The sequence below is a fragment of the Phenylobacterium sp. genome, assembly GCF_030654915.1.
In the GTDB taxonomy this organism is placed as follows: Bacteria; Pseudomonadota; Alphaproteobacteria; order Caulobacterales; family Caulobacteraceae; genus Phenylobacterium.
Map to the genome: position 1 here is coordinate 25626 of NZ_JAURWM010000237.1, position 20221 is coordinate 45846.

At 66.1% G+C, this 20221-nt stretch carries 19 protein-coding genes, 1 tRNA gene and 1 riboswitch; of the genes, 13 read left to right on the top strand and 7 right to left on the bottom strand.

Annotation, left to right across the window (positions count from 1 at the left end; all coding sequences use genetic code 11):
• The first annotated feature begins 9 nt into the window (after window positions 1-9).
• Window positions 10-84: transfer RNA gene (locus Q7T84_RS12240), tRNA-Thr, on the top strand.
• Between the two features lie 64 nt (window positions 85-148).
• On the opposite strand, the gene Q7T84_RS12245 is transcribed toward Q7T84_RS12240, so the two are convergent.
• Entirely contained in the window at window positions 149-1501 is a 1353-nt protein-coding gene (locus Q7T84_RS12245; protein WP_304809222.1) for a DUF6880 family protein, read from the bottom strand.
• 263 nt (window positions 1502-1764) lie between these two features.
• Entirely contained in the window at window positions 1765-3048 is a 1284-nt protein-coding gene (locus tag Q7T84_RS12250; protein WP_304809225.1) for a PAS domain-containing protein, read from the bottom strand.
• Window positions 3049-3454: 406 nt separating this feature from the next.
• Between Q7T84_RS12250 and Q7T84_RS12255 the strand changes: the two genes are divergently transcribed.
• The 4 genes from Q7T84_RS12255 (at window position 3455) to Q7T84_RS12270 (ending at window position 6415) form a co-directional block, all read left to right on the top strand.
• On the top strand, window positions 3455-4090 hold the full coding sequence (locus Q7T84_RS12255; RefSeq protein ID WP_304809229.1) for a response regulator transcription factor: 636 nt from the start codon (window positions 3455-3457) through the stop codon (window positions 4088-4090).
• A 261-nt stretch (window positions 4091-4351) separates the two neighbouring features.
• A complete protein-coding gene (locus Q7T84_RS12260; RefSeq protein ID WP_304809232.1) occupies window positions 4352-4909 on the top strand; it encodes a DUF4136 domain-containing protein in 558 nt (185 codons plus the stop codon).
• 64 nt (window positions 4910-4973) lie between these two features.
• Window positions 4974-5753 carry a DUF2092 domain-containing protein gene (locus Q7T84_RS12265; RefSeq protein WP_304809235.1) on the top strand — a complete coding sequence of 260 codons (780 nt, stop codon included), beginning with the start codon at window positions 4974-4976 and terminating at the stop codon, window positions 5751-5753.
• An 11-nt stretch (window positions 5754-5764) separates the two neighbouring features.
• Window positions 5765-6415 carry a hypothetical protein gene (locus Q7T84_RS12270; RefSeq protein WP_304809238.1) on the top strand — a complete coding sequence of 217 codons (651 nt, stop codon included), beginning with the start codon at window positions 5765-5767 and terminating at the stop codon, window positions 6413-6415.
• A gap of 103 nt (window positions 6416-6518) precedes the next feature.
• On the opposite strand, the gene Q7T84_RS12275 is transcribed toward Q7T84_RS12270, so the two are convergent.
• Together Q7T84_RS12275 and Q7T84_RS12280 are read right to left on the bottom strand one after the other, a co-directional pair.
• Window positions 6519-7181: a hypothetical protein gene (locus Q7T84_RS12275; RefSeq protein WP_304809242.1), complete on the bottom strand. Its 663-nt coding sequence runs from the start codon at window positions 7179-7181 to the stop codon at window positions 6519-6521.
• A gap of 2 nt (window positions 7182-7183) precedes the next feature.
• Window positions 7184-7555, bottom strand: coding sequence for a DUF1622 domain-containing protein (locus Q7T84_RS12280; protein WP_304809244.1), 372 nt, complete (start codon window positions 7553-7555; stop codon window positions 7184-7186).
• Window positions 7556-7770: 215 nt separating this feature from the next.
• On the opposite strand from Q7T84_RS12280, the gene Q7T84_RS12285 reads away from it, so the two are divergent.
• The 8 genes from Q7T84_RS12285 to Q7T84_RS12320 all read left to right on the top strand — a co-directional run bounded on the left by Q7T84_RS12285 (window position 7771) and on the right by Q7T84_RS12320 (window position 16445).
• Entirely contained in the window at window positions 7771-7929 is a 159-nt protein-coding gene (locus Q7T84_RS12285) for a hypothetical protein (RefSeq protein WP_304809246.1), read from the top strand.
• Between the two features lie 3 nt (window positions 7930-7932).
• Complete coding sequence (locus Q7T84_RS12290) at window positions 7933-8856, top strand: HAD family phosphatase (protein ID WP_304809248.1); 924 nt, start codon at window positions 7933-7935, stop codon at window positions 8854-8856.
• Between the two features lie 125 nt (window positions 8857-8981).
• A complete protein-coding gene (locus tag Q7T84_RS12295) occupies window positions 8982-9905 on the top strand; it encodes a formylglycine-generating enzyme family protein (protein ID WP_304809250.1) in 924 nt (307 codons plus the stop codon).
• 80 nt (window positions 9906-9985) lie between these two features.
• Window positions 9986-10810 (top strand): hypothetical protein, encoded by an 825-nt coding sequence (locus Q7T84_RS12300; RefSeq protein WP_304809252.1) that lies wholly within the window; start codon window positions 9986-9988, stop codon window positions 10808-10810.
• A 79-nt stretch (window positions 10811-10889) separates the two neighbouring features.
• Window positions 10890-11531: a type II toxin-antitoxin system HicB family antitoxin gene (locus tag Q7T84_RS12305; RefSeq protein WP_304809254.1), complete on the top strand. Its 642-nt coding sequence runs from the start codon at window positions 10890-10892 to the stop codon at window positions 11529-11531.
• 6 nt (window positions 11532-11537) lie between these two features.
• On the top strand, window positions 11538-12800 hold the full coding sequence (locus Q7T84_RS12310; protein WP_304809256.1) for a DUF445 domain-containing protein: 1263 nt from the start codon (window positions 11538-11540) through the stop codon (window positions 12798-12800).
• Between the two features lie 101 nt (window positions 12801-12901).
• Window positions 12902-15097, top strand: coding sequence for a TonB-dependent receptor domain-containing protein (locus Q7T84_RS12315; protein WP_304809258.1), 2196 nt, complete (start codon window positions 12902-12904; stop codon window positions 15095-15097).
• A 319-nt stretch (window positions 15098-15416) separates the two neighbouring features.
• Window positions 15417-16445, top strand: a complete 1029-nt coding sequence (locus tag Q7T84_RS12320) for a sensor histidine kinase (protein ID WP_370653655.1) — start codon at window positions 15417-15419, stop codon at window positions 16443-16445.
• A 34-nt stretch (window positions 16446-16479) separates the two neighbouring features.
• On the opposite strand, the gene Q7T84_RS12325 is transcribed toward Q7T84_RS12320, so the two are convergent.
• From Q7T84_RS12325 to Q7T84_RS12335, 3 genes are all read right to left on the bottom strand, one after another.
• Window positions 16480-17619, bottom strand: coding sequence for an AAA family ATPase (locus Q7T84_RS12325; RefSeq protein WP_304809263.1), 1140 nt, complete (start codon window positions 17617-17619; stop codon window positions 16480-16482).
• 61 nt (window positions 17620-17680) lie between these two features.
• Window positions 17681-18724: a low specificity L-threonine aldolase gene (locus tag Q7T84_RS12330; RefSeq protein ID WP_304809265.1), complete on the bottom strand. Its 1044-nt coding sequence runs from the start codon at window positions 18722-18724 to the stop codon at window positions 17681-17683.
• Window positions 18725-18774: 50 nt separating this feature from the next.
• Window positions 18775-18880, bottom strand: a riboswitch (SAM-I-IV-variant riboswitch).
• A 57-nt stretch (window positions 18881-18937) separates the two neighbouring features.
• Window positions 18938-20221, bottom strand: a 1284-nt coding sequence (locus Q7T84_RS12335) for an amidohydrolase family protein (protein ID WP_304809267.1), incomplete at its 5' end; no start/stop codon positions are given.

Consider the following 20221-nt stretch of genomic DNA (forward strand, 5'->3'; position numbering starts at 1 on the left):
CGCCTCGTCGCCGCCGTAGCTCAGTGGTAGAGCGCATCCTTGGTAAGGCTGAGGTCCAGGGTTCGAGTCCCTGCGGTGGCACCAGTGTTCCCCCAACCCTTCTAGGGGTTGGGGGAACGCCAACTCCCCCAACATCGCGACGAGAAATTTAGAGCAGCCGCTCCATTCGCGCGATGAACGCTTCGTGGCTCTCGACATTTCCCCATTCGCCGATCTGCGGCGCCAACGAGGTTAGATCGGCCAATTGCCGTTTGGCCTGATCGAACCGTTCCGAGCGTCGCCGCCGGAAGGTGTCGGCCACCATCACCCGCAACAACAGAGTCGCAGCCATCGGATGGCGCGCCTCCAGCATGGCGGCCGCGGGTTCCAGCACTTCGATTCGGCTGGGTTCAATCTCGGAGGCGCGACTTAGGACCAACTCCGCCGCGGCCCCGACCGCCGGCCACGACGCCAGGAACCCCAGTGCGTCGCTGAACTTGGGATAGAGCTTGGCGAAATCCAACGCCCGTTCCTCGGCCTCGACGTCGTCGAAGTCCTTTAGCCTGCGCAGGAAGTCTCGCAGTCGACCAACCGCCAGGCGCGTCTCAAACGCCCCCCAGCGAAGCTCCTGCGCCAGTTCGTTTTGACCATCGGCCTCCAGGGCGGCGATGTAGACCTCCTCCCAGGCCTCGCCCCCAGTTGGAAGCACTCTGCCCCCGGTTGGAGGCGCTGAGTGAGCGAGCGCGGCCAGGGCGTCCTCGGTCCGGCCCGCCGCCAACAGTCGCCGCGCGATCTCCGCGCCAGCCATGGGCAGCCGCGCCTCGGCCTCAGGAACAGTGGCGATGTAGCCCTCCACGTCGCCCTGCGCGTCGGCCAGGGCCTGCACAGCCGCCCGCACCCCGGGCCGCCCACGCGGCGCGGTGTCCAACAATTGCTGCAAACGAGCCCGAAGCGCCGCCAAGCCTGCCGCGTCGAGCGCCGGAACCAGGGTCGTCACCAGGTCGCCCAGCACCTGTTCGCTATCAGCCTCCAACAGATCGGCGACCTGCTCGGCCAGAGCCAGCGGCTCGGGGCGCGCACGCGCCACGATGTCGCCAGCCGCCGCCACGCCGGCGCGAAACGCCTCTTCGACCTGGCCGCGTCCGTCGTCCACCAGGTTAGCCAGCCCCTCGGCCATCCCCAGGAAGCGCCATAGGAATTGCAGAGCCAGGGCCGCGTCCTTCTCCGCCAATGGCCCCACGATCATCGAGCGCTGGAGCTCAAGGTCACGCGCGAAGGCCTTGTAGCTGCGCCAGTGCACGCGCGAGCGCCGATCCTCGATGGCGGTCAGCCGCTTGGCGATCTCGTTCGCCAGATGATCGGCCCCCACCTCGCTGGCCAATTCCATGCGTAGCCGCCGCTTGAGGCTAGGATCGCCGTCGGCGACGTCCATCAACACCGCCGCCAGGCGTTCGGCGCCCAGGGCGACGAGGTTGGGCGCGTTCAGCGTCTTGCGCGAGCCAGCCCGCTTCACCTCACGCACGACGGCCTCATGGACAGCAGATTCAAAGGGGCGGGCTCCAAGCTCGGTCGACGGATGCTGGCCGGGCGCCACGCCAGCGACAGCCGCCGAAGTCTCGCAGGCCGCGGTCGATCTGGGCCACGTTCTCGCCCAGCGAGCGACGATGATGATGAGAACGCACCTAGCCCCTCAGCCGCACTTCGGCGAGGCCGATAAACCGCGAAAGCGTCGGCGCCGACCGGCAGGTCGCACTTTTCCGCCCGAGGCCGGTGCGCGTCTGACCCCTAGGCGATACCCTGTATCGGCGCTGACATCAGGATATCGGCATCGGAGAGTCCGCTCCGGACAGGCCGCTGAGGCGCAGCAACGGTGCGGGCTGGAGCCGAGGCCACCACCCGCAGCCCGACCAGTCCGGGTTCAAGGGTGATCCGACCATCCAACTGCGTCATCCGGGCCTGCATGCCGCTGACCCCTACCCCGACGGACCGCACCGCCGGGTCAGACAGGCCGACGCCGTCGTCCTCGACCTGTAGAGACACCTGCTGGTCTTCATAGCGGAGCAACACCCCGACCGACCTCGCCCTCGCATGGCGGTGAACGTTCATCAGCGCCTCCTGCATGACCCGGAACAGGGCGAGTTCAAGATCGAGCGACAGGGACTGACTGGCGCCCACGACATCCACCGAGATGCGCAGTCCGGTCCGCCGCGCGAACCCATCGGCGAAGGCCCGCAGGGTATCAGGTAGGCCGCGCTCTTCCAGTTCCGGCGGATGCAGCATGAACGAGAAGGTTCTGATCTCGCGCTGGGCGGCCGACAGGGCGGTACGGGTGTCGTGAAGCGCCGAGCCACCCTCCAGGTGAAGGCTGATCCGGCGCTCCAGAGCCGTCAGCGACAGGTCCATGGCGACCAAGTGCTGAACAGTGGAGTCGTGCAGTTCACGTCCAACTCTGCGCCGTTCGGAGGTCTCGGCAATAGCGAGCGCGTGGGCTGCCGCCTCCAGGGCCTGGGACAACGCATAGTGCTCGCTGACGTCCGTGGCCGTACCGATGGTCTTGCGCACCGCCCCGCTGGCGTCGCGGGCGAACACCCGGGCGCGCGAGCGTATCGGCAACCACCGGCCGTCCGGCGCCAGCATCCGCAGCGTCACGTCCGAGACCGCGTCGTCGTTCATGGACGCCAGTTGGGCCAGGTGATTGATGAAGTTCGGTACGTCCTCGGGGTGCATCCGCTCACGGATGGCGTCAAAGTCGATCCCAGCCGGCGGAATGCCAAGCAAATCCAGCAGCTCCTTTTGGACGTAGCTGGTTCTGTGCGCGGCCAGGTCATAGACATAGACCATTCCCATGTTGAGCGGCCCCAGCCGATCAAGCAGGGTGCGCCGCTCCTTGGAGAACATGTCGCGGCGAGCCGGCTCTATCGTCAGCAGGATCTGGCCCGCGGCCCCATTGTGAATAGGACTGGCCACGACGTCGCGCCGCAGAGCGCTCGTGGCGGTTCGGTAGGTGATCGAGGCGCTGGCGGCCTTGGCCTGCTGTTGGCACCGCCTGACCGCGTCGGAAATCAGCAAGTAGCTCTCAGGTGGAAAGACGTCTCGCAATCGACGCCCCCGTATCGCAGAAGCTTTCAGACCCAGCTCGGCCAGGAAGGCGCTGCTGAACCCCATGAAGCTTGGATCCCCGTCGTTTACGTCCAGCACGGCGGCCGGCCTCGGCATCGCCGAAAGGATGGGGCCATAGTTGATCGATCTTGCTCTACTTGTCTTGTGCGCCAACCCCGTCATCGACACCATCGCCCTCCTCGAAGGGCGCCGCCTCATCAAGCGGCGCCGTACGCGGAACTGAATAGTCCCACGGCTTCCGCCCCGTCCCAACGCCAACTATACACATACAGCTAGATCAGGGTTCTTACCTATACGATAATGCCACCATCAGGTGTACTACCTAAGGGATCGCTGATCCCGATAGGAGCAACCGATGCTGAGAATTCTCATCGCAGACGATCATGAGATCGTGCGGCGCGGTGTTCGACAGATCGTCGAGGCCCATCCTGGCTGGGAGGTTTGCGGTGAAGCGGCCGATGGCCAAGCGGCGCTGAACATGGCCATCCAGGAGAAGCCGGACGTGATGGTGCTGGATGTTTCCCTACCGGTGATGAACGGGATCGCGGTGACCCGGCGGCTCCGTCAGGACGCACCTCAGACCAAGGTCCTGCTGTTCACCATGCATGATGACGACGAGACGGTGAGCGCCGGCCTGTCGGCTGGAGCCCGCGGCTATCTCCTGAAAATGGAGAACGAACAGCTTTTGGAGGCGGCGATTTCGGCGCTCGGGGCCAACCGGCCCTACTTCTCCTCGGTCGTGTCGGAACTGCTCCTGGACGCGGCGGTTCATGATCGCCGGAAATCTCGACTGGAGAGCTTCACCAATCGCGAGTTGGAGGTCGCTCAGCTGATCTCAGAGGGCAATTCCAACAAACACATCGCGCGTCTACTGTCCTTGAGCGTGAAGACCGTGGAGAGCCATCGCGCCGCGGCGATGCGCAAGGCCGGAGTGCACACCACCGCCGAGTTCGTCAGATTCGCCATCAAGCAAAAGCTCATTCAGCCCTGATAGGGTTCCATGCGGAGCATGCGCTGAGGGCGGTGGGTGAAACCCTGTGAGGGTCTCGCCGTTGCGAGGGCTCGACGTCCGCGCCTGGTTTCCCAACGTTTCGACCGACCGAAGCCACCAGCCAGGAACCGGAGGCCGAACTCGAATTCAGAGCGCGGCGCACAGGCTATCCTGAGACAGGCTTGAGGGTTTCGCCCGACTGACGCGGAGGCGGCGCGGGCAAACCATCGGTGCGGTTCAGGCACGCGAAGGAAGCCCTCCATGTTCCGCCAAGTCACCGCCCCGGCTATGTTGACGCTTCTACTGCTGGCGGGCTGCGCGAGCGGCCCGGATGTTAGGGTCGACGTCGATCCCTCGGCCAATATCGCCGGCTACCGAACCTATTCCTGGGCCTATCACGACACCCCGCGCGGAATGAACCCGCTAGCCTACCAGCGTGTACGGCAGTCCATAGACGCCAACCTGGCGACCCGAGGCTATAGCCAGGCCGACCCTGGCGACTTCGCGATCAGCTTCACCCTTGGCGCGCGCGACAAGGTCGAGGTGACTGACTTTGGCCCCTACGGCCCCTTCTATCCCGGCTATGGCCGAGGCTTCCGTGGCGGCTGGGCCGCGCCCTACAACAATGTCGACGTGCGCAACGTCACCGAAGGCACCCTCACCATCGACATCTACGACACCGGCACGAAGAAGCCGGTCTGGCACGGCGTCGCGACCCAGAACATCGGATCGAACGTCACCCAGGATCAGATTGATCTCGCGGTGAGTTCAGTGCTCGCCAAGTTCGCACCCGGCCAAGCGGCTCCGCCGCCAAACTAACTCAGCACGCCACCCGCCAGGTGTCGTTCCTGGCGGGCAAAGACACCCACTGGGAGCCAAGCCCATGAGGCAATTCAAACTACTTGCGGCGTCCATTCTCGGAGCCGGTCTGCTGACAGCCCCTATCCACGCGGCCGCCCAGACGCCACCGGCCCAGCCCTCGGCGCCAGCAGTCGATCCGGCCGCGCTCAAGGCGCTTGAGACCATGAGCGCCTATCTGCGCACCCTGAACGCCTTCGAGATGAAGGCCGACGTGGTGGCCGACGACGTCACCGACGAGGGGCGCAAACTACAGATCGGCAGCACCATCACCTACCAGGTGCGCAAGCCCAACCAGTTCACCATCGACACCGTCTCCGACCGCAAGGTCCGCAAGCTCTATTACGACGGCAAGCAGATCACGCTCTTCGCGCCGAAGGTCGGGTTCTACGCCCAGGCCCCGGCCCCGCCGACGATCCGCGAGACCCTGGACGTGCTGCACGACCAGTATGACATCGAGGTGCCCCTGGAGGACCTCTTCCGTTGGGGTGAGCCGGGCGACAATCGCGACCAGCTGACCCGGGGCTTCTATGTCGGCCCGGCCAGGATCGGCGGGATCGAGACCGATCAATACGCCTACAGCACCGGCGACGTGGATTGGCAGGTCTGGATCGAGCGGGGCGATAAACCGGTTCCGCGCAAGATCGTCATCACCAGCCTGTTCGACGAGACCGATCCGCAGTTCGCCGCGACCATGAGCTGGAACACCGCCCCAGGCCTCAAGGACGCCGACTTCACGTTCGCGCCGCCGCCGAACGCGACCTCGATCAAGTTCGCCACCGCGACCACAACAGCCACCAAGTGAGGAGCGCCGTCATGATATCCGCTCGTCGAGCCCTGCATCTCCAAGCCGCCACCCTGATGGGCGCGGCCCTGGCCATGACGATCACCGCCATTCCCAAGGACGCCTTCGCCCGTCCAGGCGGCGGCGGTGGGGGCGGCGGCCGCGCCGCCGCCAGCAGCGTTCAGCGTGGCGGCGGCGGGGGCGCCCAGCGCGCCGCCGCCTCCAGACCTCAGACCGGCGCCAGGCAACAACCCGCCGCGCGCCCCGCCAACGCCAATCGCGGCGGCGACGTCGCTCGGGGCGGAGGGAACGCCGCCTACGGAGGCGGTAACGTCGCGCGCGGTGGCGGCAACACGGCCTACGGCGGCGGCAACGTCGCGCGCGGCGGCAACAACCGGGTGAACACGGGCAACGTCAATGTCGGCAACGACGTGAATATCGATGTCGATAACGGGTGGGACAACAACGGCTGGGACTACCATCCCGTCGCCCGGGGCGTGGCCTTCGGCACCGCGGCGGCGGTGACGTCGGCCGTCGTCGGCTCGATGATCTACAGCCTGCCGCCGTCCTGCTCCAACCGCGTGTACGGCGGCGTCACCTACTCCTACTGCAATGGAGCCTGGTACCAGCCGCAGTATTCTGGTTCCCAGGTGACCTACGTCGTCGTCAACCAGCCCTACTGACGACTCGCGGGATACCGACCGGGTTCGCACTCGTCGTCTCGCTGGCCGCTCGGCGCCCTCGGTGAGGTCCGAAACAGGCGCCCAATCGGGCGGCGAGGCGTTTCTAGCCCCCCCAGCCCCAAAGGAAAGCTGGGGGGATGGCTGGCAGGGTCAAGGTGCGGACGACGCCGATCACGCAGGCGACCGACGACAGCAGGGCCAAGATCATTCGCACCCTTGGGCGCTTGAAGGTCTGGCAAATCCCCCCAAAGAACAGCGCGCTGGCCAGGATCACGGTCGCCTGAACATAGATGTCGCCAATGTCGTTGTCGCGCTGCCCCTGATCGAAGATAGCCTGGGCTTTGGCTTCGAGCGCCTCGGCCTGTACGCGTTCCGGCAGGCTGTATTCCTTCATGACGAAGGGTCCCTGCGGCGCGTCGGGGTTGGTCAGCGGATGCAGCGCGGTCCAGGCGTCGAACGCCTGCCGGAAGTCAGGCCGAAACCGCGCGTAGTAAAAGTCCTGCAACTGGGTTTCGCCGGCGCCCACCGCGTTGAGCCAGGATGAGAAGATCGCGAGATCCACGGCCTCCAGGATGTCGGCCCGAGCCGAGGCCTTCGCCCCCTCGATCCGCAGGGCGTTGGCGCGGGTGTAGCTCGCCGCCTGCTCGCCGTCCCAGAGCGCCGCCTGATAGGTGGACCAGGTCGTGGTCAGCGCGGCCACCGACAGGCTGACGACAATCAGCGCCTCCAGCCACGGAGGATCGACCTGATGCTTAGCGTCCACCATCCTCAGACCTCCACCTCTGGCTTGCGCTCATGCTCCGGCTTGCGCTCATGCATGAAGGCTTCGAGGTCGCGCTCCAGGAAATAGCTGAGGAAGGTCCGTATCGCGGCGATCGCCGCCAATTGGCCGATATCGTCCCAGGTCGGGGCGATGGCGGTCCGCACGATGTCGGCGGCCAAGGCGAACTCCAGCGACAGCAATATCCACGAGGCGAAGCGCACCCAGACGACGCGCTTGATCCCCTGCCCGCTCAACTTGTTCCAGCCCATCCCCAGGCGGATCAGCGCCTCTGCGGCGCCCAGCGCGACGACCAGCACCGTGGCCAGTTCACAGGCCAGGGCCACGGTCTCGACGACAATGTTCAGGAAGCTCTCCATGGCCCCACGGCGCCATGAAGGGCCTCGCGGCGAAATCGGGCGAAACCCCGAAGGCCGCCAGATCGACGCCTAGCCAGCCGCCGCCGCGATCAGGACCACGGGACTGCGGCGGACGTTCTGGGGCGCGCTGGCGGCCTGCCTAGGGTCCACACCTGATCCCTGCGACCGATGGTCCATGATGTCGTCGCCGCTCAGGACATCGAACGGAGACGACCATGCCCGTGGGAAAGCCCAACATCCTCGTCATCTGGGGCGACGGCATCGGGATCAGCAATCTGAGTTGCTACGCGGACGATCCTCCGCGCCAGAAGGCCGCGAGCTTCACCATCGGCCAAATCATGGCGAAGATGGAAGCCAGCCTGGCGGGACAATAGGCCATGGCTCCACCGCTTGCCTCCTGGCGCTCCGGCCCGGCCCGTGACGCCATCCTCGATTTCGTCGAGGCGGTGACTGCACAAGGCGGGGCGGACTTTGTCCCCCCGCCCGAGCGGATCGCGGTGTTCGACAACGACGGCACACTCTGGTGCGAGCAGCCGGTGCAGGTGCAGGTCGCCTTCGCCCAGGCCCGCCTCCATCAACTGGCCGACGCCGACCCGACGCTCAGGCGCCGCCAGCCCTACAAGGCCTTCCTCGACCACGACCTGGCGACAATCCACACATTGGGAAAGCAGGGCGTCTTCGAAGTCGCTTTCGCGGCGCACTCCGGCCTCACCGTCGAGGCCTTCGACAAGCTGTCAAAGGCTTGGCTGGCGACGACCCTGCATCCCAAGTTCAAAAGGCGGTACACCGAACTGGTCTACCAGCCGCAGCTCGAATTGCTGGCCCATCTGCGGGAGAACGGCTTCAAGACCTTCATCGTCTCAGGCGGCGGCGCCGACCTCATGCGGTCCTTCGCCGAACAAACTTACGGGATCCCGCCAGAGCAGGTTGTCGGAAGCTCGGTCAAGACCGAGCTGAAGGAGATCGACGGCGAGTTGCAGCTCATGAAATTGGCGGAGCTGCAGAGCTTCGACGACCGCGAGGTGAAGGTGCAGAACATCGGCCTGCACATCGGCCGGCGCCCCATCCTGGCCTTCGGCAACTCGGACGGCGACCTAGCGATGATGCGCTACACCTTGTCGGGCGCTGGCCGGCGTCTGGCCCTACTGGTCCACCATGACGATGACGAGCGCGAGGTCGCCTATGATCGGAACTTCCGCCTCAGCCCTCTCGTCGAGGCGCTAGACAAGGCTGGCGACTACGGGATCACGGTCGTCAGCGTCGCCAAGGATTGGGCCGAGGTCTTCCCGCCAGGCGCTTAGGACGTCAGGTGAGCACCCGAGGTCCGATAGGGGGATGGCCTGATCGCTGGCGGCCCGATAGCGTGGTCCTCTGAATCATGTCCATCGCCGCCGCATCCCCCCCTGAACCGCAAACGCGCCCCGGCATGGTCTGGATTCCGGGCCGGACGTTTCGCATGGGCTCCGACCGGCACTATCCGGAGGAGGCCCCGGCCCGTGACGTGACTGTCGCCGGTTTCTGGATCGACCAGGCCCCGGTGACCAACCGCGACTTCAGGGCCTTCATCGAGGCCACCGGCTGGATCACCCAGGCCGAGATCGCACCCCGCGCCGAGGACTATCCCGGCGCCGATCCGAGCCTGCTGACCCCCGCCTCTCTGGTGTTCACCCCGACCGACGGGCCGGTGGACCTGCGCAATATCGCCAATTGGTGGCGGTTCCTGCCGGGAGCCCAGTGGCGCCGCCCCTATGGACCAGACAGCTCGATCGAAGGGCTGGACGACCATCCCGTCGTCCACGTCGCCTGGAACGATGTCGTCGCCTACGCCGCCTGGTCCGACGCCGAGCTGCCGACCGAGGCCGAATGGGAGTTGGCCGCGCGCGGCGGGCTGGAGGACACCGAGTTCGCGTGGGGCGATGAGTTCACGCCCGGCGGTCAGCAGATGGCCAATACCTGGCAGGGCCAGTTTCCGTACCAGAACACCGTCGAGGACGGCTGGATCCGCACCTCGCCGGTCGGCGCCTATCAGGCCAACGGCTATGGCCTGGTCGACATGGTCGGCAATACCTGGGAGTGGACACAGGACTGGTGGTCGTCGCACGCCGCCGAAGCGCCCAAGAGCTGCTGCGCGGCTAGCCGGCCGCTCGCCGAGATCGAGACCGCCAGCATCGATCCGAACGACCCGGCGCGCATCACGCGCAAGGTGCTAAAGGGCGGCTCCCACCTCTGCGCGCCCAGCTACTGCCGGCGCTATCGGCCGGCCGCCCGGCACGCCCAGCCGATCGACACATCGACCAGCCACGTCGGCTTCCGCTGCGTGCGCAGGCCGCCCGCGGATCGGGCCTCCTGACAGGTTCGGAGCGGGTAACACCTGATCCTCGTCTCCACCGGCGCCCGACATGGTCGGGAAAACCCTGGTCGGAGCCTCCCATGCCGAAGCGTATCTCAGCGGTTGTCGGCCTTGGCGCGGCCCTCCTCTTCCCTCTAGCGGCGCTCGCCGCCCTGCCGACAGCCGCCCTCGCCCAAGACCACGACAGCGCCGAACTGGCCAAGCAACTGTCCAATCCGGTCGCCAATCTGATCAGCGTGCCGTTCCAAGCCAACTATGACTGCTGCTTTGGGCCGGAGGACGCCGGCAAGTTCACGCTGAACATCCAACCGGTCATTCCGGTCAGCCTGAACGAAGACTGGAACGTCATCATCCGCACCATCGTGCCCGTGATCTGGCAGGACGAGACGGTCGCCGGCCAAGGAGACTCGTTCGGGTTCGGCGACGTCACCCAGAGCTTCTTCTTCACGCCGAAGAAGACCAAGGGCGGCGTCGTGTGGGGTGTCGGCCCCGCGATCCTCTACCCGCTGGGCAACGATGAGCTGGGAACCGAGAAGTGGGGCCTGGGCCCGACCGCCCTGGTACTGAAGCAATCGGGGCCGACGACGGTGGGCGTGCTGGTCAACCACATCTGGTCGGTAGCCGGGCAGACGAACCGCGACGACGTCAGCACGACCTTCTTGCAGCCGTTCTACGCCTACGCCTACCCCAACAGCACGACCGTCTCGATCAATCTGGAATCCACCTACGACTGGGAGCGCGACCAGTGGACGATCCCGCTGAACGCCGGGGTCAGCCACATTTACAAGGTCAAGGAGCAGCCGGTCTCGCTGGCGGTCCAGGGCCGCTTCTATCTGGAGCGTCCGGAGCAAGGCCCCGAGTGGGGCGTGCGGGTCGTCGCCACCCTGCTGTTCCCGAAGAAATAACGCCGGGCGCGTGACTGGACCTCTTGAAATTGCGCAAAACTACACAACGTTCTCTGGTAGATTTTACGGAGAACCGCTGATGACCACGCTCGTCTTCGTCGCCCTGGCCCAGGGCGACCAACAGGCCGGATACACGGCCAGCTTCCCCGACCTGCCGCAGGTCACCGCCAGCGGCGCCGACATGGCCGAACTGGTCGTCGGCGCCCGCGAGGCGGTTCTGAAAGAACTGCAGGCCATCGCCGACGATGGCCGCGAATGGCCCAAGCCGACACCGATCGAGGACGTCACCCACAAGCCCGGAGTCATCGCCTTCCTGGTCGACATCACCGTCGAGGACACGCCGGTGCGGGTGAACATCTCGATCGGCGAGCGACTGCTGAAGCGGATCGATCAGGGCGCCGAAGCGCGCGGCATGAGCAGGTCAGGCTTCATCGCCTCGGCGGCCCGCACCGCGCTCGGCGACCGACCGGCGAGCCCCGGCGTCACCGACTTCGACGCCGTCGCCCGCAAGCTGCAGGACGAGTGGTCGGTGCTCGGCCGCAAGATCACCGACAGCCTCGGCCCCGACTCGGCGTTCAATCGCAACATGACCGAGTTCGACAACAAGGTGACCGAGACCATCCGCAAGACCGCCGACAACATCTCGGCGGCCATGGCGCGCCGGAAAGAGACCGAGGCGCGGGCCGCGCGCGACGAGGCCGCGCCCACGGCCGAAAGCTAGCGGCGCGTGGGCTCCGCCGCGCTGGTCGCCGCCGCACGATCAAGCGACGACCTGAAGGCGCGCGAACTGAAGCGGATGCAGACCATCGCCACCGGCCTGCTGGTCGTGATGGCGATGGTCTTCGTCGCCGCCAGCCTGGCGGACGACCGATGGCCATGGCTGGGCTATGTGCGCGCCTTCGCCGAAGCCGGCATGGTCGGGGCCTGCGCCGACTGGTTCGCGGTCACCGCCATCTTCCGCCGGCCGCTGGGCCTGCCGATCCCGCACACCGGCATCATTCCGCGCAACAAGGACCGGATCGGCCAGGCCTTGGGCGACTTCATCGCCAACAACTTCCTGACCGTCGACGTGCTCGACAGCCGGCTCAAGCAGCTGGAGGTCGCCCGCTGGGGCGGCGAATGGCTGCGCCAGCCGCGCCATGCGCGCCGCCTCGCCCGACGGCTGGCGAGCCTGTTGCCCGGCGCTCTGCGGGTGCTGCCCAAGGACATGCTGCGCGACACCGCCGCCTCGGTCGGCATGACCGCGGCCAAGGCTATTCCAGCCGCCCCCACCGCCTCCAAGATCTTGGCCGCCGTCTGGAACGAGGGCCGCTCCCAGGCCCTGTTCGACTGGGGGATCGACCAGCTCTCCGCCTACCTCGCCGAGCACGAGGAGGAGATCGCGGCCAATGTCGAAACCCGGTCCTGGAAGTGGATGCCGAAGTTCGTCGACAAGATGATCGCCGAGAAGATCACCAAGGGCCTGGCGCAGGTGCTGGAGGAGATGCGCGCGCCCGACCACCCCTGGCGCCAGGAACTGGGCGCGGCCATCGAGACCTTCATCGAGCGCCTGGCCCACGATCCCGAGCTGATCGCCCAGGGCGAGGCGCTGAAGCTGCGGCTGCTGCAGGACCCGCGCCTGCACGAACAGGCCCGCAGCGTCTGGAACGAACTCGAGGGCCGGCTCAGCACCGCCGAGAGCCCGATGATCGCCGAGCGGCTGGAGCAGATGCTGCTGGCCCTGGGCGAATGGCTGCACACTGAAGAAAGCGCCCAGGCGCGGCTGAACGAATGGGCGCGCATCCTGGCCCGCCAGGTCATCGCCCCCCGCCGCCATGAGATCGGCGGCTTCATCGCCCAGGTGGTGGCGAGCTGGGACACCAAGGGCGTCGTGGACAAGCTGGAGTTGCAGGTCGGCAAGGACCTTCAGTACATCCGCGTCAACGGCACCATCGTCGGCGGTCTTGTAGGCCTTGTCATCTATACGTTGAGCCAAGCCCTGAACCTCTAGGCGCCGCGCAGCTAAGGCGCGAATGCGTCGCAAAAACTTTTGCATCGCCACCAGGGCGTGCTAGTGCGACCCACTTGCAACTAGCTTGACCTGGAGCCGGCATGTCCCTTTCTGTGTTCGCCAACGTTCTGATGCGGACCACCGCCGGCGCCTGCTTGGCGATGATGGGCGGCGCGGCCTACGCCGAGGCGGAAACCGAGGACAAACGCCGCAAGGCCCCCGTCGCGATCAGCGCTCAGAGCGCGGCCAGCGACGTCAATGACGTGGAAGCCGTGGTCGTCACCGCGTCGGGCTTCGAACAGCGCGTGGTCGACGCCCCGGCCAGCGTCACGGTCATCCCGCGCCTGGAGCTGGAGCAGATGCGGGCCACCAACCTGGCCGAGGTGCTGTCCACGGTCGAGGGCGTCGATATCGGCGGCGCGGTCGGCAAGACCGGCGGGCTGAACATCAATATCCGGGGCATGGGCTCGGACTACACCCTGATCCTGATCGACGGCCGCCGCCAGAACACCGCCGGCAGCGTCACGCCCAACGGCTTTGGCGAAACCTCGACCAGCTTCCTGCCGCCGGTCGCCGCCATCGAGCGCATTGAGGTGGTCCGTGGGCCGGTCTCAACCCTCTACGGCTCCGACGCCATGGGCGGGGTGGTCAACATCATCACCCGCAAGATCGGCGAGACCTGGGGCGGCTCGGTCACCCTGGACGCCACCTTCCAGGGCGACGAGCAGTTCGGCGACCTCCAGGGCGGCAATTTCTACGCCAACGGCCCGATCGTTCGCGACCTGCTGGGCCTAGCCGTGCGCGGCAGCTTCGTGAACCGCGAGGCCTCCAACCTGACCTTCGAGAACACCACGGGCGCCGATGCGCCGGTGACAGGCTTTGGCCGCAGCTCGACCAAGAGCGAACTGCGCAACATCGGCGGGCGCTTGAACCTGACGCCCCACCCCGACCACGACGTCTGGCTGGACGTCGATGTCTCGACCCAGTGGTACGACAACAGCAAGGGCCAGATGGGCACCAACACCACCGCGGGCGGCTACGCCAATGCGCTGGAGTTCAACCGCGAGCAATACGTCCTGGCCCATGACTGGCGCACGCCGTTCGGCGTGATCGAGAGCAACCTCTCGCAGGCCAAGACCGAGACCATCGGCCGGATCATCCCCAATGGCGTGGCCGGCGCCGGCGGCGCGCGCACGCTCGAATCGACCAACACCATCTTCGACACCAAACTGTTCTCGCAGTGGCGCAACCACACCTTCACCGTCGGCGGCCAGTACTGGGACGCCGAGATGGTGGATGGCGTCGCGCCCGAGACCTTCGAGCACCAGCAGTGGGCGGTGTTCGCCGAGGACGAATGGCGGTTCACCGACAACCTGGCCCTGACCCTGGGGGCGCGGCACGACGACCACAGCACCTTCGGCTCGCACTTCAGCCCACGCGCTTATCTGGTCTGGAACGCCAATGACAAATGGACGGTGAAGGGCGGCGTCAGCCAGGGCTTCAAGACCCCCCGGCTGGAACAACTGGCCAGCGGCATCAACGGCTTCGGCAACCAGGGTCGCCTGCCGCTGCTCGGCACCCCGACCCTCAAGCCGGAAACCAGCACCAGCACCGAGTTCGGCGTCTATTACGACAACCTCGCCGGCTTCAGCGCGAACGCCACGGTGTTCAACAACACCTTCGAAGACAAGATCTCCACCGGCATCCCGGTCGCCAACTGCAGCGCCGGCCTCAGCCAGGCTCAGTACAACGCCGGCGTCGGCGGCCCGGCCGGCTGCGTCGATGTAGGGTTCTTCCCGAACTTCCCGACCTTCGGCCAGAGCGTGAACATCGACGAGGCGGTCACACGCGGCATCGAGACCTCGGCGCGACTGCGGTTCGCGCAGGATTGGAACCTCGGCGTCAACTACACCTACACCGACAGCGAGCAGAAGAGCGGCGCCTCGACCGGCAAGCCGCTGACCGACACCCCCAAGCACATGCTGAACGCCAACCTGCGCTGGGCGGCCACCGACCGGCTAACCACCTGGCTGCGCGGCGAGTATCGCAGCGAACGCTTCCGCTCCGACGCCGCCGTCCGCCAGGTCTGGGGCGACTACAAGGCCTACAGCCTGTTCCACGTCGGCGGATCGTTCCAGGTCACCCAGAACGTCACCATCAATGCGACGGTCTACAACCTGCTGAACACCGACTTCGTGAAGCTTCTGCCCTACGGCTCGCCGGTGGCCTACGCCCCTGAGTACACCAACAACCAGGAGCCCCGCCGCCTCTGGATCTCGGTGAAGGTCGACTTCTAAGTCATGCTGGGCGCCTCTGGGGGTTCTCCCCCGGAGGCGTTTTCGTATGCCGAAAAGCGCCTAGTGGGCCAAGCAAGCCTTAGCCCGATCCACCACGTCCAGGACGCGCGAGCGGCAGATCGCCGCGTTGGCCAGTACTCCTGACATCTTCAAAGCCCCTCCCCCGAAAGGTCGCGCTGGTCCGCAATCTGTGGTATGGATCACACCAGCAGCTTCAAGGACGCGAAACTGCTAAGACGCCGGGTACGGCTTTCGCTCCGCGAGCCTCTGATTACTTGAAAGTACGGCTATAGCTATCCAACCTGACGCAGGTTTGGCGTTGGCGGTCGTCGCCTCGTCTACGGCTCCCATCGTTTTGCTGGACGGCGAGCTCACCGTCATTGGCGCAAGCGCATCGTTCTTCCGCGCATTTCACATCGACCCGTCAACCGCGACCGGCCTGAAGCTTTTCGCTCTAGGCTCCGGCGAATGGGACGTGCGCCAACTCCGGTCGCTGTTGAAGGCAACAGCATCCGGCGACGCCGAGATCGAGGCCTACGAGATGGACCTCAAGAGCGCCCAAGGCGCCCCTCGCAGGCTCATTCTCAACGCGCAGAAGCTTGACTACGGAGACGCCGCGCATAGCTGGATTCTATTGTCCGTCGCCGATGTCACTGACGCGCGCCTAGCTGAGAAGCTGAAGGATGACCTTCTGCGAGAAAAGGCGATCCTCCTCCAGGAGGTCCAGCATCGCGTCGCAAACAGCCTCCAGATCATCGCTAGCGTGATCTTGCAGAGCGCCCGCAAGGTCAGCTCAGACGAGACACGGCTTCACCTCACCGACGCACATAATCGGGTGATGTCGGTCGCGGCCCTGCAGCAGCAGTTGGCGGCCTCCCGGCTGGGTGAGGTCGAGCTAAAATCCTATTTCACGAAGCTCTGTGAGAGCATCGGCGCATCCATGATCAGGGATCACGATCAATTGGTCCTGGAGGTGAAGGCCGATGATAGCACCTGTGAGGCCGACGTCTCCGTGAGCCTTGGCCTCATTGTCACCGAGTTGGTCATCAACTGCTTGAAGCATGCCTTTCCCGGCGGACGCCTGGGAAAGATCGAAGTTGGCTATCACTCCCGCGGGCCAAATTGGACCCTATCGGTCGAAGACGATGGGGTGGGCATCCCCAAGGACAGGGCAAGCTCGACACCGGGCCTGGGCACCAGCATCGTGGAGGCGCTCGCAAGGCAATTGAGCGCCCGCGTCCAAGTCTCTGACGCTCACCCGGGGACCTTGGTCTCGGTGATCCACAATCAGATCGCGGCGGTCGCTGAGGCGGACGACGACGCGTTGCAGTCAAAGGCGGCGATCTAGGCGTAATTTGGCGCCGACAATCACGCGCCCCGGACTAGTCCTCGCCCGCGAACTGGCCGATCAAACTGAGGCCCTCGATCCAGGTCGCGCCGTCTTGCTTGGTGACGGTGCGCACCTTCCCCGCTCCAGTGGCGGCGATAGCGTCGGCCAGGGGCTGAGAGTGCGTGACCAGCCAGACCTGCGAGCGCTCCGCGGCCTGGGTCACCAACTGAGCGAGCGGGGCCATCAGGTCCGGATGCAGGCTGGCCTCAGGCTCGTTTAGCGCGATGAACGGCGGCAATCGATAGGCCAGCAGCGCCCCAGCCAAGCCGAGAAACCGCAGCGTACCGTCGGACAGTTCCTCGGGCTCGAACACCCGCTGGGGGAACTCAGAGAACACCATGCCGAAGGTCGCCACCCGCTCGGGCCTTGGAACGACCAGACGCGCGCCGGGAAAAGCCGCGGCGATCACGGCGTCCAGGTCGTGGGTGTCCTCGCGAATGTGGGCCAGGGTGGCGAACACCGCCGCCAAGTTCGCGCCGTCCGAGGCCAAGGTCGGGGTCGCGACCGCGGGACACGGCCGGCGCAGGGGCGAACCCGCGTCGGTGCGTAGGTCGTGGTAGAAACGCCACTCCAGCAGGGTCCGCCGCACCATGTCCAGCATCGGAAAGCGGCTGGGGTCCTCCAAACGTCCCAGCACCGTCTCCGAGCCGAGCAGGTCGATGTCGATCTCGATCGGACGTCCCGCCTCGTCCCTCGCCATCACCGAGGGACCGCGACGATCCACCAGTCGGACCTGCCGCTCGCCATTGTCATAGGAGAGCCACTCTTCCTTGATCTGCGGTTCGGCGGCGAAAGCGGCGGCGGTGGGCGCGGGAAAGCCGATGGCGACATGGTAGCGATAGACCCCGCGCGCGGCGCCCCGCGCCTGCGGGTCGGAGAGGCTGGCCTCCAGCTCGATGCGGGCCGGTCCCGAACGGCGAGCGCCAGCCCAGAAGGCCGCTTCCATCCCTTCCTGCGCCAGTTCGAGCCCCAGGGTATTGGTCGCCGCCGCCCGAACCAGCTCCAGCGCGCGATAAAGGTTGGTCTTGCCGACCCCGTTGCCGCCGACAAAGACTTCGAGCTCGGAGACCGGGCAGACGATCTTGCGCAGCGACCGGTAGCCGGACGCGGAAAACTCACGCAGGCGCAGCAAGGATCGACCCTCCGACGATTGTCAGGTCAGGAATAACAGCCCGCGCCTGGTGCGTCCGCCTTCAGGCGGCGAGATTGAACACCGCGCGCAGATCGCGCGCCAATTCATCAACGCGGCGCAGGTCGGCGTCCCAGGAGAACATGAACCGAGCCCCGCCGCCGATGAAGGTGTAGAAGCGCCAGCCCCTGACCCGCAGCGCGTCCAGGTGCTCGTCCGAAGCCTTCAGGAACACAGCGTTGGCCTGGACCGGGAACATCAGGCCCGCGCCAGGCAGCGTCCTCACCTGATCGGCCAGGGCGGCGGCGCAGGCGTTGGCGTGGGCGGCGTTGCGCAGCCAAGCGCCGTCCTGAAGTATCCCGATCCATGGCGCGGCCAGGAAGCGCATCTTGGAGGCCAGTTGCCCGGCCTGCTTGCAGCGATAGTCGAAGTCCTCGGCCAGGGCGTGGTCGAAGAACAGGATCGCCTCCCCCACCGCCATGCCGTTCTTGGTGCCGCCGAAGCACAGCACGTCGACCCCGGCCTTCCAGGTGATGTCGGCGGGCTCGCAGCGCAGGTGGGCGCAGGCGTTGGCGAACCGCGCGCCGTCCATGTGCAGCCGCAGGCCTAGCTCACGGCAGACCGCCGAAATCGCCCGCACCTCGTCCTGCGAATAGACCTGTCCGGTCTCGGTCGGCTGGGTGATCGTGACCACGCGGGGCTTGGGATAGTGGATGTCGCTGCGCTTGCCGGCGATCTCGCGGATCGCGGCGGGGGTCAGCTTGCCGTCCGGGCTGGGCGCGACCAGCAGCTTGGAGCCGTTGGAGAAGAACTCCGGCGCGCCGCACTCGTCAGTCTCGACGTGGGCGGATTCGGCGCAGATCACGCTATGATAGGATTGGCAGAGCGCCGCCAGCGTCATCGAGTTAGCCGCCGTGCCGTTGAAGGCGAAGAACACCTCGCAGTCAGTGGCGAACAGCGCACGGAAAGTGTCGGCGGCGGCCTGCGTCCAGGCGTCCTCGCCATAGGCCGGCGCGTGGCCACGATTGGCGGCGTCCATCGCCGCCCAGGCTTCCGGGCAGATGCCGGCATAGTTGTCGCTGGCGAACTGTTGAGCGGCGTCGTGCATGAGATCAGGCCCCTTCATCGGCTACGCATCGAACGGCGTCTGACGTGAGGCTTGATCCCGTAGTTTGCCGGACCGGCCACATCCCCCCTTGCGGAGGCGCCACCTTGCTCGGGAGCAGGTTGGCGTTGAGCGTCAGCTCAACTCTTGATGCTTTTACAGGGGCTCGATAGTCGAATTTGGGGCGGCGCTCAAGAGCGGCCGCCCCGGGTGTCGTTAGCTCGCAGGGGCCACCGGCGGCGGGGCGGCGAACGGCTTGATGTTGAGGTGCTGGTAGATTTCGGCCGGATAGTAGGCGACGCCGCCCTTCATGGTCATGCGGACCTCCCGGATCTTGGAGATGTCCTTGGTGGGATCGCCGGCGACCAGGATGAAGTCGGCCAGCTTACCGCGCTCGATAGAGCCGAGCTGATGGTCGCGGCCGAAATAGACCTCGGGATCCAGGGTCGCCAGACGCAGGGTCTTGGCGGGCGTGATGCCGGCGGCGACATAGACTTCCAGTTCGCGATGAACCGAGAAGCCGGTGCCGTCGTCTGTGCCGGGCAAGAGCTGGATGTTGTTGTCGTCCAGCAGCTTGAGGACCTCGAGCACCTTCTTGAAGCCTGCCTGATAGTCGGCGTCCTCCTGCGGTGAGTTGACGGTCACGAAGCTGCGCTTGCGGTAGCGCTGATAAGCGATCGGCACATGGTCGATGTAGTAGGCGTCGCCCGCCTGCACCTGGCCCGAACGGCTGAGCATCAGGCGCTCGAGGATCATCGCCGTAGTGTCGAGCTTGGCGCCCTTGGCCTTCATCAGGTCGATGGTGGCCTGGACGCGGGGCGAGGTCAGGTCGAGGTCCTTGCCGCGCGCCATGCCGGTCAGGCGCAACGGCGTGCGGGTGTCTTCCTTGCGATCGAGGATCCAGCCCAGCATGAGCTGGTTGATGTGGGCGATGTCGTCATAGCCGTCACGGATCACCCGGTCGGGCGAGGAAAAGGCCGGGACGTGACCGGTCACGCCCATGCCCAGGCGGTGAGCCTCGGCGGCTAGCGGCGCGACCCACTCGGGGTTCATCGAGTTGTAGATCTTGATCTGCCAATAGCCGTGGTCAGCGTACCAGCGAACGTTGTCCAGGCCCTCTTCCAGCGTCGCGGGGATGAAGCCGTGGCGAGCCGAATAGTCGCTGCGGCCCTCCAGGAAGCCGTTGCGGACAATGCGCGGGCCAGCGAGCAGGCCGTTGTCCATGCCCTCCACCCAGCCGAGCAGTTCCTCGTTGTGGTTGCCCTGGTCGCGCGTAGAGGTGACGCCGGCGGCCAGATAGAACAGGTTCGACGACAGCGTCGTATGCGAATGCATGTCGTGCAGGCCGGGCACCAGCGTGCCGCCCTGCCCGTCGATCACCACCTCGCCCTTGGGCGCCGGAGCGCCGGGAATCTCTGGCATGACGCCGGTGATCTTGTCGCCGAACACCACCACCGACGACAGCTCGCCGAGCTTCATGGTCTTGGGATCGAACACCCG

What these genes read in the sequence shown, in the direction of transcription:
- Q7T84_RS12260 (WP_304809232.1), top strand. Translation starts at nt 4,352, where the DNA reads ATGTTCCGCCAAGTCACCGCCCCGGCTATGTTGACGCTTCTACTGCTG.
- Q7T84_RS12265 (WP_304809235.1), top strand. Translation starts at nt 4,974, where the DNA reads ATGAGGCAATTCAAACTACTTGCGGCGTCCATTCTCGGAGCCGGTCTG.
- Q7T84_RS12300 (WP_304809252.1), top strand. Translation starts at nt 9,986, where the DNA reads ATGCCGAAGCGTATCTCAGCGGTTGTCGGCCTTGGCGCGGCCCTCCTC.
- Q7T84_RS12270 (WP_304809238.1), top strand. Translation starts at nt 5,765, where the DNA reads ATGATATCCGCTCGTCGAGCCCTGCATCTCCAAGCCGCCACCCTGATG.
- Q7T84_RS12275 (WP_304809242.1), bottom strand. Translation starts at nt 7,181, where the DNA reads ATGGTGGACGCTAAGCATCAGGTCGATCCTCCGTGGCTGGAGGCGCTG.
- Q7T84_RS12295 (WP_304809250.1), top strand. Translation starts at nt 8,982, where the DNA reads ATGGTCTGGATTCCGGGCCGGACGTTTCGCATGGGCTCCGACCGGCAC.
- Q7T84_RS12255 (WP_304809229.1), top strand. Translation starts at nt 3,455, where the DNA reads ATGCTGAGAATTCTCATCGCAGACGATCATGAGATCGTGCGGCGCGGT.
- Q7T84_RS12285 (WP_304809246.1), top strand. Translation starts at nt 7,771, where the DNA reads ATGCCCGTGGGAAAGCCCAACATCCTCGTCATCTGGGGCGACGGCATC.
- Q7T84_RS12305 (WP_304809254.1), top strand. Translation starts at nt 10,890, where the DNA reads ATGACCACGCTCGTCTTCGTCGCCCTGGCCCAGGGCGACCAACAGGCC.
- Q7T84_RS12315 (WP_304809258.1), top strand. Translation starts at nt 12,902, where the DNA reads ATGTCCCTTTCTGTGTTCGCCAACGTTCTGATGCGGACCACCGCCGGC.
- Q7T84_RS12280 (WP_304809244.1), bottom strand. Translation starts at nt 7,555, where the DNA reads ATGGAGAGCTTCCTGAACATTGTCGTCGAGACCGTGGCCCTGGCCTGT.
- Q7T84_RS12330 (WP_304809265.1), bottom strand. Translation starts at nt 18,724, where the DNA reads ATGCACGACGCCGCTCAACAGTTCGCCAGCGACAACTATGCCGGCATC.
- Q7T84_RS12290 (WP_304809248.1), top strand. Translation starts at nt 7,933, where the DNA reads ATGGCTCCACCGCTTGCCTCCTGGCGCTCCGGCCCGGCCCGTGACGCC.